Source organism: Methanosarcina sp. WH1 (assembly GCF_000970005.1).
Lineage (GTDB): Archaea > Halobacteriota > Methanosarcinia > Methanosarcinales > Methanosarcinaceae > Methanosarcina.
In genome coordinates, this window is the sequence record NZ_CP009504.1 from 3,415,818 (window position 1) to 3,429,405 (window position 13,588).

General features: G+C 42.9%; 9 protein-coding genes. 4 read left to right on the forward strand and 5 right to left on the reverse strand.

Features of this window, described 5'->3' with window-relative positions:
• Window positions 1-34 precede the first annotated feature (34 nt).
• The gene (locus MSWH1_RS15035; RefSeq protein WP_231591814.1) at window positions 35-994 is read left to right on the forward strand and encodes an FAD:protein FMN transferase; all 960 of its coding nucleotides are present in this window, start codon (window positions 35-37) and stop codon (window positions 992-994) included.
• Window positions 995-1,084: 90 nt separating this feature from the next.
• On the opposite strand, the gene thpR is transcribed toward MSWH1_RS15035, so the two are convergent.
• A complete protein-coding gene (thpR, locus tag MSWH1_RS15040; protein WP_369798540.1) occupies window positions 1,085-1,639 on the reverse strand; it encodes an RNA 2',3'-cyclic phosphodiesterase in 555 nt (184 codons plus the stop codon).
• A gap of 425 nt (window positions 1,640-2,064) precedes the next feature.
• Between thpR and MSWH1_RS15045 the strand changes: the two genes are divergently transcribed.
• Together MSWH1_RS15045 and MSWH1_RS15050 are read left to right on the forward strand one after the other, a co-directional pair.
• Window positions 2,065-2,940: a diadenylate cyclase gene (locus tag MSWH1_RS15045; RefSeq protein WP_048129750.1), complete on the forward strand. Its 876-nt coding sequence runs from the start codon at window positions 2,065-2,067 to the stop codon at window positions 2,938-2,940.
• Between the two features lie 278 nt (window positions 2,941-3,218).
• Window positions 3,219-3,938 (forward strand): DUF1614 domain-containing protein, encoded by a 720-nt coding sequence (locus MSWH1_RS15050; protein WP_048129751.1) that lies wholly within the window; start codon window positions 3,219-3,221, stop codon window positions 3,936-3,938.
• A gap of 137 nt (window positions 3,939-4,075) precedes the next feature.
• On the opposite strand, the gene MSWH1_RS15055 is transcribed toward MSWH1_RS15050, so the two are convergent.
• From MSWH1_RS15055 to rqcH, 4 genes are all read right to left on the reverse strand, one after another.
• Entirely contained in the window at window positions 4,076-6,259 is a 2,184-nt protein-coding gene (locus MSWH1_RS15055) for an S-layer protein domain-containing protein (protein ID WP_231585416.1), read from the reverse strand.
• 897 nt (window positions 6,260-7,156) lie between these two features.
• Window positions 7,157-9,388 carry an S-layer protein domain-containing protein gene (locus MSWH1_RS15060; protein ID WP_048129753.1) on the reverse strand — a complete coding sequence of 744 codons (2,232 nt, stop codon included), beginning with the start codon at window positions 9,386-9,388 and terminating at the stop codon, window positions 7,157-7,159.
• Between the two features lie 348 nt (window positions 9,389-9,736).
• On the reverse strand, window positions 9,737-10,789 hold the full coding sequence (locus tag MSWH1_RS15065) for an mRNA surveillance protein pelota (RefSeq protein WP_048129754.1): 1,053 nt from the start codon (window positions 10,787-10,789) through the stop codon (window positions 9,737-9,739).
• On the reverse strand, window positions 10,786-13,230 hold the full coding sequence (gene rqcH / locus MSWH1_RS15070) for a ribosome rescue protein RqcH (RefSeq protein ID WP_082088174.1): 2,445 nt from the start codon (window positions 13,228-13,230) through the stop codon (window positions 10,786-10,788). Before rqcH ends, MSWH1_RS15065 begins: the two co-directional genes overlap by 4 nt.
• 35 nt (window positions 13,231-13,265) lie before the next feature.
• On the opposite strand from rqcH, the gene MSWH1_RS19390 reads away from it, so the two are divergent.
• Complete coding sequence (locus MSWH1_RS19390; protein WP_156148206.1) at window positions 13,266-13,484, forward strand: hypothetical protein; 219 nt, start codon at window positions 13,266-13,268, stop codon at window positions 13,482-13,484.
• Window positions 13,485-13,588: the final 104 nt, after the last annotated feature.

Below are 13,588 nucleotides of genomic sequence, written 5' to 3' on the forward strand. Positions count from 1 at the left end.
TTTACTGTGTATATCGATTTTAGTATCAGGCTGCGTGCAATCTGAGCCTGAAGAGGATAGAGAACTTCAGGAGTTTCAACAGACAAAAAGCATCATGGATACTACAGTTACGATAGCCGTATATACTTCGAATGAAAGTGAAGCTTCGAAGGCTATAGATGATGCCTTTATTGAGATATATAAAGTTGACACTCTTATGAGCCCCTCAAAAGAAGACAGTCAGCTCAATATCCTGAATACCAGAGGAGAAGTTGAAAATGCTGACCCTTCTTTTATCTACGTGCTGGAACAGTCAAAGAATTATTCAGAGAAAAGCGGAGGAGCCTTTGATATCACCATCCAGCCAGTACTTGATCTCTGGAAAAGTAAATTCCTCCCTGAAGGATCGCAAAAGCCCCCAACTGCAGATGAACTGAACGAAACACTCAAACTCGTAAACTATTCGGAAATAAACACCGAAAATGGTAATGTAAGTCTGAAACCCGGGATGAAAGTAGCCCTGGGAGGAATCGCAAAAGGCTACGCAGTTGATAAAGCAATAGAGTCTTTGAAGGAAAAAGGGATTGAAAACGCTTTTGTAAACGCAGGAGGAGACGGGAGATATATAGGTCAAAAGCCCGATGGGGCACCCTGGATAGTGGGCCTTCAGAACCCTGACAGAAGCGGGCAATACGTCACTGCAATTGAAGCTAATGATATTGCAGTAGCAACAAGCGGAAACTACGAACGCTACTTTAACGAATCGGCGAGAGTGTCCCACATCTCGGACCCGAGAACAGGATATCCTTCAGAAGGCATAATTAGCAGCACGGTAATTGCCAGAAATGCTATTGACACCGATGCTTTTGCAACTGCAGTCTTCGTGATGGGAGAAGAAAAAGGACTTGAGATGATAGAAAATCTTGAAGGTATTGAATGCCTCATAATAACCGAAGACCACAGGCTTGTGTATTCAAGCGGATTTAAAGAATATGAAGCAGAAGGCTATAACTGAGGTCAAATCAGTGTGAGGTTTTGTCGTAAAGATACACAAAAGGAACTGATCGGAGTATGGAAGACTGACATAGTCCAGCGCAAGCAGCTGTCAATCCAGATATGCCGTATGCAGGGTCTCATAAATAGGTCCTTTGGGAGTTAGAGTGCTTTTCTTCAGAAGCACTTTATTTACCCGCATGCTACCAATTTTTGTATCTTTAAACTCTTTCAGAGCATCGGCAAAAATGTTTTTTTGATCTTTATTCAGGGATTTTACCCTGGCAAGGGTAGCGTGGGCAGTAAATGTCCTCTCATCCTCTTTGAACTTAAAAGGTCTCAGTACAGTTTCCACATCATCATGGAGAGTTTCGAAGTTTCCTGTTGCTCCCATCCACAGGACTTTAGGATTCGAAGCCTTTGGGAAAACCCCGATCCCTTCAATTTTTGCTTCGAAAGGCTCACAAGTAAGTGAATCAAGAGCCTTGGCCAGAGGGATAACCATTGATTCTTTAATGTCACCGAGAAACTTCAGAGTTATGTGAACGATTTCAAGGTTAACAAACTTCAGGTCAAAATCAGAAAATCTCTCCTGGATTTGACGAATTTGCTCCCCGAAATTCGGGTCCAGTTCCACTGCTATAAACGTCCTGATCAAAGCTTCCACCAGTATAAAATAGAAGAAAGGACCAGAAAAACGTTTCTATCACGTTGCCGTTCAGAAAAAACGAATTCAGGATGACGTTTCCATAAAAAATTGTAAACCTGAGTGATCTGGAAACATTAAAAAAACTATGAGAGAAATAGGTAGCAAGAATTGAGAAGAAAAATAACAGAGAAAAAAGAAAAAATAAGAGCAATCCCAGAACAATTATAATATATCAAATATTACACTACACAGTAAACAGGCCTGTTATGTATGCAATTACCGTTAATGTTAACTCTGAGTACTAATGTTCCCCCTATGGGAATAACATTAACTCAAAGAAATAATAATTAACTTCAAAATCAAAGCAGAACATAAATTAACCTCATAGCAAAAAAGCAGGACTGCAACTATAGTTGCGTAAAAATAGAAAAGGGGTGGACGACATGGACAGAGCACATATAATTGCAGAAGCGGCAGCCCGTATTTCCCAGGAACTTGATGCTGCCGCAATTATGGTCTCAGGGGATGTAAGCTTTGAGGAGATCGAGACCGGAGGGGTACCGGTTTATTATATTTCCATGCGCCCGAAAAGCATAATAGATCACCTCGTAGCAACCGGTAAAGAAGGAAAAAGTCCTGCAAAAGAACTTAGCGACCAACTCAACAGAGAAGCTTCGGGCAACGTAGACCACTTGCAGCATGCCGCAGCTATAGAGTACGTACTTGGTGGGCCCAGAAGCGGGACTGTCGTTGGTGTTGTCGAAACTCGCGGTTCCAGCTCTATTATAGTCCATAGTCTCGATGAAAACCCTCTGGTAAAAGCAATGAAAGAATGTGAAGAGAGGGTCATGCCTGAAGTCATGAATGCAGTTCTGAAAATCGCTTTTGATATCGCCCTCACAGGCAGAGAAGGGAAAAAAATAGGGGCTGCTTTTATTGTAGGTGATTCAGAAGAAGTCCTGAAGCGCTCCCATCAGATAATCCTTAACCCTTATGCAGGTCATGAGGAAATCCACAGAAACGTCCTTGACAGAAAAAACTGGGAGTCTATAAAAGAATTTGCCCAGCTTGACGGAGTTTTTGTGATAGATGAGACAGGCTTAATCCATGCAGCCGGAAGATACCTTGACGTGGACGGGAAAAATATTGATATTGAAAAAGGGCTGGGTGGGCGGCATGTGTCAGCAGCCGCCATCAGCAGGGACACAGTAGCAATTTCAGTAACAGTATCAGAGTCAGGAGGAGTCCTCAGAGTATACAAAGACGCAAAAGAAACCATCTGTATGGAATCCTTACAGCCTGCTACCAGATACATCTGACCTGAAAATTCAGGAAAAAAATATTTTAACGACCTTTTTTTAACTGCCTATTAATTAGAGCCCTCCGGTGCAGGCATGGAAATTCGAATGAAACGGATACTCATTAATAAAGAGAGTACACATACCCCTTAATAAAAGGAAACAGGATAAAAAAACAGGATCGAAGAAAACAGGAGAAGAAAACAGGATAGAAAAAAACAGAATGGAAGAAAACAGGATAGAAAAAAACAGGATCGAAGAAAACAGGAGAAGAAAACAGAAGAAAAGAGAGTGATTCCATGAGCAGACAGGTCTTCTACATGCCTTTCAGCCTGAAATTCCTTTTCCTTTTAATTATCATCATGATCTTCGGGCTTGGATCTCTGTTTCTGGGGATTATTGCCTCTGCTTTCATGAAAATAGGATTTTCCGCAGAAGATGCGCTCTTAATCCTGCTTCTATCTCTCCTTGGAAGCGGGATCAATATCCCACTTACAATCCTGAAGTCTGATATTCCTGTTGTCAGGGAAAATTATGTAAAGGTCTTTGGGATTTCCTACAGGGTTCCTACCCGGGAGATGGTCAGGAATGAAACCGTACTTGCTATCAATGTAGGAGGTGCAATAATTCCGATCCTGATTTCCGCTTATCTCCTGAAACAATTTCCTTCTTCTATCTATCTTGCTGGAATTGGTGTGGCGATTGTTGCAGCTATAACCTATGCCGTAGCAAGGCCAATAAGAGGAATAGGCATTGCAACCCCAGCTTTGATCCCACCCCTGACAGCTGTTCTTACCGCAGTCTTGCTTACTTCGGTTATCCATATCTCTGGCTGCCCTGTTGAATCATGCCGCGTTATTATTGCTTATACAGGAGGAGTGCTCGGGACCCTTATAGGAGCCGACCTACTTAATCTTGGAAAAATCAAGAACCTTGGAGCACCGATTGCAAGCATAGGAGGAGCAGGGACCTTTGATGGAATTTTTTTAAGCGGATTTATCGCCCTTCTCTTGATTTAACAAAGAATGGGATAAAGTTAAAAACGGCAGTTATAAGGTAAAAAATACACCGAAAATCAGGATTTAGAAAAAAGGAAGAGAAAAAAGGGAGACTTGAGGAGGTCACTCTTTTTTAGTCTCCCTTTTTAAACAGCAGGTTAATTTCTTCTTTTTAGAAGAGCCTGACAAAGAACGACCCCGAAAATTCCGGCAAGTATTTCGAAACCCGGAGTTTTTAAGGAAGCTTCTTCTTCAGGTTGACTATCAATACCTTTGTCGTCAAACGAATTCTGGATCAGAGGAGTGGATGCAGATTCATTAGAGACACTTTTAGAGTCAGTGGTATTAAGCGTTGTTTCTGTTACGTATTCCTCTTTTGCAGAAGTCATGTTTTCTGTGGATCCTAAAGCAGATTTATCTTCTACAGTAATATCGGTTGCAGGATAGATGATATATCCCTCTGCAGAAGTGCTACCTTTTCCCTCATCTGAGGTCTGGAAGTACCAGGAATCAGTAAAGTAATTCTTTTTATCCTTATCAAGGTTCAGGGTAATTGACTTTGAATTTTTGAGGACAATTCCATCTTTAGAAGTCTCCTTTACTTCAAATCCCTGGTATTCCTCCCCGTTTTTAATAATCAGGGTGTTATCCCTGTCAATAAGCCAGGTATACTTAAAAACTGCTAAGGAATCAACAGCACCCATAAAAACGGAGTCCACATAGGTAACGAAATAGAGCTGGTCCTTTCCATCTCCGAAGTCTGCAGTTGCGGAAAAGGTCTGATTTTCTACAGTTCCGTCAGCTTCCACAATACCGGACTCAAGTTCTTCCCCATTTTTAGATAAGGAGAAACAGACCTTTTTTCCATCGATATCAACCTGATTCACTGTTAGCGAATAGCCTTTCCCGAGGTCCCAGGTCTCACCGGCTTTAAGCTCTTTTTTATCACTGCCAGTCTGGCTGATAACAAGATTTGCAAGCTGCCTTGCATCATTTTCAATCGTAACATATTGTTTTCCGAACCAGGAAAGCTTGTAGTAAAACATTCCGCCAAGTTCTGCAGGAGTTGTCCCGGCATCAAGCTTCAGGTCGGAAACAAGTGTATATTTGCTGGAAAACTGCTTTGTAGAATACACAAGTTCTTCTTCACCTATTACGTGATTTCCGGGGTTGTTTTTTCCAAGTTCATCCTTCCCATCTGTCTCAATGTACTGAAGGCGTTCTCCCCAACGCTTTTCAGAAGATACAAAGTCTTTATGCTGGTTTACAGGATAGACAAAGCCGCCAAAAGTAGTCGCATCCCAGCAAAAACTATCGGATGAAGTCTCGTTCGTATCAAGAGGTAAACCTTTCAGAGTGTAATTTCCAGGATTGCTCAGTTCTTTTGCAGGGAAAATAACGTATCCAGCAGGAGAGGTACTGCCCTTTCCTTCATCTGAAGTCTTGAAATACCAGGAATCAGTAAAATAAGTCTTTTTATCCTTATCAAGATTCAGAGTGATAGATTTTGAATTTTTCAGGATTATCTCGTTTTCTGAAGCTTCCTTTACCTCAAAACCCTGATATTCATCTCCATTCTTGATGAGCATCACGTCATCCCTGTCGATGAGCCAGGTATACTTAAAAACTGCTAAGGAATCAACAGCACCCATAAAAACGGAGTCCACATAGGTAACGAAATAGAGCTGGTCCTTTCCATCTCCGAAGTCTGCAGTTGCGGAAAAGGTCTGATTTTCTACAGTTCCGTCAGCTTCCACAATACCGGACTCAAGTTCTTCCCCATTTTTAGATAAGGAGAAACAGACCTTTTTTCCATCGATATCAACCTGATTCACTGTTAGCGAATAGCCTTTCCCAAGGTCCCAGGTCTCACCGGTTTTAAGTGTTTTTTTGTCACCGCCACTCTGGCTGATTACAATATTTGCAAGCTGCCTTGCATCATTTTCAATGGCAATATAGGGTTTTCCGAACCAGGCAAGTTTGTAATAGAACATTCCGCCAAGTTCTGCAGGAGTTGTTCCGGCATCAAGGCCAAGTTCGGAAACAAGTGTATATTTGCTGGAAAACGGGCGGGTAGAATACACAAGTTCTTCTTCACCTATTATATGGTTTCCTGGATCGCCGTTGCCGAGTTCGTACTGCCCGTCTTTTTCGACATATTGAAGGCGTTCACCACACCAGTTTTCAGAAGCTACAAAGTTTTTATGCTGGTTTACAGGGTAGTTAAAGCCACCAAAAGTGGCTGCATTCCAGTTAAAACCATCAGATGAGGTTGCATTGGTGTCGAAGGGGAAACCAGAGACAGCAGGAGTTGGAGCTGCAAAACCCGAAGGGATAAGCATCAAACAAACTGTAAGCGAAGCAAACAGTGAAAACAAAGTTCTTTGGATATTGGGTTTCATAGGAGATTATCACTCTTTTTATTAAAATTAATAAATATAACTATAATAAGCAACAATACATAAGCAAATAATATAATAAATTAGACTAAAAGTAACAACAAATAAAAGTGAATGATTAATAAATTTTACGAATTTGAACTAAAAAAGATAAAAATAATACGAACCGGAACATAAAAAGGCGGCCTCCTATTTACCGGTTGATCTATTTCCAGGATCCAGGGAATTATTCAGTTTTTTCTCCCTGCACCACATGGGACATAGCCCTGCCGGCCACGTTAGAAAAAATAACCTGTAAACCGGTACCGCAATTAAGAGAGACAATATACTGAAAAAATGCTGCCGAGGCTGAGAGAATACTTACCTTAACCCCGAAAATCTTTTTTCAATTCACAGAAAATATAAGCGCTTCAGCCAGCTTTTCTGGCGGCCCTGCAAAAAAAGAAATAAGTGCCGGATTTTTCTAGCGTTTTTAATTTTGCTTTTTTATGCTATATTTACCCTCTGACTTTCTTTTCTCTTGTTTTCATTTTGGGAAAAAACCGCTCTCCTGCGTCGAGCGTGACAAGAACGACACAAGATAGCGAATATGGTTGTACGGGTCAGAAAGATCTGCAATTTATTCCGCTTGAGCGGGCAAATCAACTACTCTGATCCATCAATTGGTCCTCTTGAGCGCAGCGAAAAGGACCGCGTACTCCCGAGGTGCAATTCGGGCGAGGCGCAATTAGGGCGAGGCGCAATTCGGGCGAGGCGCAATTAGGGGAGAGATAATTCTCAAAGAGAATAAACCTCCAAGAGAATACCTCTCTATTATATTCTTCACCTGATAATAACAGATTAACTCTTTCTTCTAAGAGCCAGACATCCCATAACCCCGAGAATCTCGGAAACTATTCCAAAGCCCGGAAGTTTTGCGGGGGCTTCCTCTGCAGCTTCCTCAGGGTAACTATTAATGTCTTCAGAGCCCGCAATTTCGACAGGAGCTGACCTGTAATCAGGCGAGATGTCTTCAGACTCGTTTGAACCCGGAGCCACATCTGTTACGTTGGTTTCTTCTGTAGACTTGTCTGCGGATTCATAGACGGTTTCGACTTCAATAACCACATCCGTTACAGGATAAATAACGTATCCACTCGGAGAAGTACTGCCTTTTCCCTCATCTGAGGTCTGGAAATACCAGGAGTCGGTAAAATAATTCTTTTTATCCTTATCAAGGTTCAGGGTAATCGAATCAGAATTTTTTAGAACAATACCATTTTCAGAAGCTTCTTTTACTTCAAAGCCCTGGTATTCATCCCCATTTTCGATAACCAGGATGTTATCTTTATCGATTAACCAGGTATACTTGAAGACTGCAAAAGAATAAAATGAACTTACGAAAACGGAGTCAACATAGGTAATGAAGTAGAGCTGGTCATTTCCATCTCCAAAGTCTGCAGTTGCGGTAAATGTCTGACTTTCTACAGTCCCGTCGGTTTCTACAAGCCCGGACTCGAGTTCTTCTCCATTTTTAGATAAGGAGAACCAGACCTTATTCCCATCGACATCAACCTGGTTCACAGTCAGAGAGTAACCTTTCCCGAGCTCCCAGACATCACCGGCTTTCAGCTCTTTTTTCTCACTGCTCTTCTGATTGATTACAAGATTTGCGAGCTGAGTAGCATCATTTTCAACGGCAACATACGGTTTTCCAAACCAGGGAAGTTTGTAGTAAAACATGCCGCCAAGATCTGCAGGAGTCTTACAGGCATCAAGCCCGAGGTCAGAAACCAGATTATACTTGTTGGGGAACTGCCTTGTAGAATAAACAAGTTCTCCTTCACCAATAACATGGTTTCCGGGGTTGTTGACTCCAAGTTCATCCTGACCGTCGGTTTCGATGTACTGAAGGTGCTCTCCAAACCAGTTTTCAGAGGCTACAAAGTCCTTGTGTTTGTTTGCTGAATAGTAAAAGCCCCCAAAAGTGGTTGCATTCCAGCAAAAACCATCGGAGGAGATTTCATTGGTGTCAAGAGGTAGACCTCTCAGAGTGTAATTTCCAGGCTTGCTCAGTTCTTTTGCAGGATAAATAATGTATCCACTCGGAGAAGTACTGCCTTTTCCCTCATCTGAGGTCTGGAAATACCAGGAGTCGGTAAAATAATTCTTTTTATCCTTATCAAGGTTCAGGGTAATCGAATCAGAATTTTTTAGAACAATACCATTTTCAGAAGCTTCTTTTACTTCAAAGCCCTGGTATTCATCCCCATTTTCAATAATCAGGATGTCATCTTTGTCAATAAGCCAGGTATATTTGAAGACTGCAAAGGAATCAACAGCACTCACAAAAACGGAGTCCACATAGGTAATGAAGTAGAGTTGGTCATTTCCACCTCCAAAGTCTGCAGTTGCGGAAAAGGTCTGATTTTCCACAGTCCCGTCTGCATTCACAATCCCGGACTCCAATTCTTCTCCATCTTTAGATAAGGAGAACCAGACCTTATTCCCATCGACATCAACCTGGTTCACAGTCAGAGAGTAACCTTTCCCGAGCTCCCAGACATCACCGGCTTTCAGCTCTTTTTTCTCACTGCTCTTCTGATTGATTACAAGATTTGCGAGCTGAGTAGCATCATTTTCAACGGCAACATACGGTTTTCCAAACCAGGGGATCTTGTAGAAAAACATGCCTCCAAGATCTGCAGGAGTCTTACAGGCATCAAGCCCGAGGTCAGAAACCAGATTATACTTGTTGGGGAACTGCCTTGTAGAATAAACAAGTTCTCCTTCACCAATAACATGGTTTCCGGGGTTGTTGACTCCAAGTTCATCCTGACCGTCGGTTTCGATGTACTGAAGGTGCTCTCCAAACCAGTTTTCAGAGGCTACAAAGTCCTTGTGTTTGTTTGCTGAATAGTAAAAGCCCCCAAAAGTGGTTGCATTCCAGCAAAAACCATCGGAGGAGATTTCATTGGTGTCAAGAGGAGCCCCATTGATAGCAATAGCTGCAAGGCCTAAAGGCGGGAGCATCAAAAAGATTGCAAATGCAACAAAAAGTGAAGACAAAGCTTTTTTGATACCTGAACACATAAACATCATCACTCATTTTTATCAAATGATATAAATTAAGTTATAAATTAAAGGAAATAATAAGCAAATTGTGTTATATATTGTATTAAATGTAACAACAAATAAAGCGGAATAGTTAATAAGTTTTACGAAATTGAATTGAGAAAAATTAGAATAATACTAAATAAAACATAAAACACAGAAAATAAAATAAATCGTATAAGAGTCACATAAAATAGAAGACAGAAGACATCAATAACGAAAAAAAGACAAAAAAGACAAAAAAGACAAAAAAGGGCAAAAACAAAAGTAAAATAAATTAGAGCATATGAAAAGTAAAAAAGCTGAGATCACAGGTCCAGCATCGGTTCAACCCTTCACTTTGAAGCGGAGCAAAGCTGCAATTCCTCCCAGCTTGTGAAGCTTTTCCCCGGGCTCAAAGGTCGTGCTGAATACAACAACCTTTCCCTGCGCCTGCTCAACCTCCATCAGGAGTCTGTCTATATCTTCTCCTTTTTCCCGCCCTTCCCGCAGGGTTTCATCAGCAATTAGCAGGGTTTCGACAGCCCCATACCCGAGAGCGTTTTTAACATCATCAAAACCATAAGCGGCTTTTCCGTCCATTGAAATCTCCCTGATGAGGTCTTCCATAAGAGAGGATTCCCGGGCTATACGAGACTCCTGCATTATTCGGTCCACCGCCCCCCTGCGGAGCACTTCCTGAAAACCGGACATCCCTATCATGGAAGTGTCTTCAGTCAGCGCCTTTGAAGCCATGTCAGGCTCAACGTCACGGAAATATTTAAGGAAATCTTCTTTGGTAAACCCGGGACCTGCAATCACTATAGATGCGTCCTCGGGAACCGCATGCCTGAGCTGGTCAACAATTTCACTGAAAAATACATTCCTGAGCCCGGTCTCTCGCTTCCCCGAAGACTGCCGGATATGGGAATATATCTCAATTCCGTAGTGGCGCACAAAACCAATGTCTGCATCGCCCTCTTCGACTGCCACAAGAACAACCTTAGGACGTTTCCCCGCCTCTTCAGCATCCTGGATACGCTGAAACTGGTCGTTTTTCCAGTGCTCCTTGACGATGGAAATGTTAGTCCCTATTTCTACATTAAGAGTGTGATAGGAGCCGGTGTCCATCCCATGTTCTATTGGTCCGTGTATTCGCAGCCTGTTCGCGAATTTATGGAACTCCAGTTCCTCAACCCTGATCCCAAGTCTGACCTTTACTTTCTCTACTTTTTCCGGGCGGATTTTGTCGCTTGCGCTATCGGCTTTCCGTTTGGTCAAGGCAAAGACCATGTCCCCTTTTTCAATTATGTATTTCAGGTGCCAGAGGTCATCGAGGGTTTCGGCTGTTACGGCAATTTCCCCTTCCCTGCCTTTCAGAGAACGGTTCGTAACCCTCATACCTTTTTCACTCCATGCATTTCAATTTTCTCTTCACTTCCCTCTTCACTTTCCTCTCTGGTCTCTTTTTCAATTTCCACTTCAATACATTCTCCGGTTTCTTCTCCGAATTCCTCTTCAGTTTCATCTCCAAATTCCTCTTCGGCTTCATCCTCACTGCCCTCAAGTCCGTCTTCCAATTCCCGAAGTATGTATTCTTCTCCTTCGGGCTCAATCCCCTGGCCTTTTCGTCCGGGTTTCTGGGTTCTGAGGTCTGACTCCCCGGCAGGGATCATCATAGCTACCAGGTCAGGGGATGCGATCTGTTTTACAAAACGAGGGTCACCAAGCTCATCCGCATAAGTCCGGTAGATTTTTTTCGAGATATCATTCTGATTGAATTTTCCCGGAATAAGTTCAAGGATATAGTCTCCGTGCTTTCGGATTGCAGAAACAGGCCCGCCTATGACTCTTGTTTCCCCTTTCAGCTCAAGCCCGACTGCAATTCCAAGAGGTACGTCTTTGAAGTAATTGCGTTCCCCGCGGATAATAAATGCCCCTTTTTTAATATACTCCCCGGACTCAGGAGTTTTAGTAACCTGTTCGGCTTTAATCCAATAGCAGTCCCCGCTGAACTGCCCGGATTTCCAGAGGGTAGAATAAGAAACTGCAAACTGTGCGACTTCCCGAAGAGTAGACTCCGGCACCTCCTTTCCTCCGGTTTTAATAACTGTAAGAGGAGCACCCGGAGTCTGTGTATGGAAGACGATATCTCTTTTTTCCATGTATTTTTTGAAAACTTCCTCGTTAGTGTCGGCATCCCTGCCTCCTACAACCAGGAAACCGTCTGAGGACACAAACCATCTGAACCGGTCGTACCAGTGCTTTTTCCGGGATGCCAGCAGCTTCCTCCCTGCCTTTGAAACCTTTGCAGCAGCCTTTTTCTCAATAGCCTTTCTGGTATCCTCAATAGCCCTGATAGCCCCATCTCTCTTTTTAGTAAACTTTTTGACCTTTTCGTAATATTCCTGGGCGTTCTGAGGCACTGTCTTCCGGATATCAAGGTTGACGCTTTTGCCGTCAAGCTCAACCGTTACAGTTCCGGTCTTCTGGTCAATATTTGTAATCATTTGTGCAGCAGGAACAGCCTTTTTAGCCTGCTTAAGGATAGAACGGATTTCATCCCAGGAATAACCCTTCGCCCTTGCCCCGTTGAGTACGGAGAACAGCTCTTCGATGGTCTGGTAATTGGCGTAGATTATCTCTGCAAGAAGGTTATTTTTCTCGATATCTTTTTCGAACTTTGCAAGGCTCCCTTCCTGCTGGAGAAGCCGCCTTTCGTAAACGCCAAGGTGTTTCTCCTTTTTTTCAGCTTCCTTTACCTCTGCAACCTGTTCCAGTGATTTTTTCCCGAAAAACTCGTCAAGTGCCGTATTAAAGGAATCAAAATATTCTTTTTCGTATTCAGAATAACGGGAGAGGTCAAAAGGCACCACATCAAAGGTTTCTATCTTCCCGTTGATTTCCATCTTTATATGCTGAGGTCGGAGTCCCGGAACCTGATCTTCACTTCCAGCCTGAGTTATACCTTCTTCAACCTGTATTTCATTGCTGGCTTCAGTTTCAATTCCAGCTTCAGTTTCAATTCCAGCTTCAGTTTCGGCACCTGTTTCAGATTCGGCACCTGTTTCAGATTCGGCACCTGTTTCAGATTCGGCACCTGTTTCAGATTCAAACTTTATTTTGCCTTTGCCTGCGGCCCTTTTGAACAGCGGAGAAAAGAGATCCTGTAGCGCCTCCCGGAGCCCTTCCGCATCCTCTACAGTGGCTTCTTTTGCAGGTTTAGACTTCTCAATTCCTGCACGTGCGCAGGCTTCTTCTGCCAGGACCCCTCCAAGGTTGAATCTTGTAGCAATGGTCCGGACTATATCAGCCGTTGATTTTGAAAACGCATCCATAAGGTCCGAAACCTTAGCCTCCACAGGGCTCAACTGTGCCTCCGGAAGCTCATAAATCTCCCCGCTCCTCAGCCTGCGGTCTTTCATAGTCACGGGGTTCATTGGAAGAATAATTTTGTTTTCAGAATCCACGATCAGGACATTTCCCCGGGCGAACAGCTCCACAATTAGGGTGTTTCTAACCCCGCCCCTCTCAATCCCGATCTTTACGATCCTGTCAAAGTCATGCTGCTCCACGGATACGATCCTGCCCCCTGCAAGGTATTTCCTGAGGAGCATGGGGAAAGCCTGAGGAAGCGTGGGACTTTCCTTGAAATATTTACTTAAATGGATACGCTTCCCGGCCTCAATGAACAGATTGTCCCTTCCCTTGTGAAAAATGTAAAGGTTGATGCGAATTTCCCCACTTGCGGGCTGGTATATCTTCCCGATCTTCGAATCCAGAATGGACTTTGGACCCCCTGACAGCTCGGCAACAACTGCAGCAACGTCGGCACTTGACATATCCTGTTTCATGAAGTGGATATAATAGAGGATTCATGTATAAGTCTATTGTCCGGGCAGTAACCGTAAAAGGCTATTGTCCAGGCAGTAACCGTAAAAGCCGTATTCAACCTGTCCTGTCCCACACCTTCGGTGCGGCTTTTCCCGTAATACACATTAAAAATATGAAGACAAAAAAGGCACAAAAACCGAAAACGAATGCTTCGATCTATCAGGCTTCACCGGAGAATTCCTTGATCTCAAGGCAGTGGTAAAGTAGAAAATAGTGTATCGATTCCAAAATAAATTCCTGATTTAGTAGGAAAATATTAGCGATTGTTAAATATATTCAAAAATCAAATTTTATGAACCTACTTCG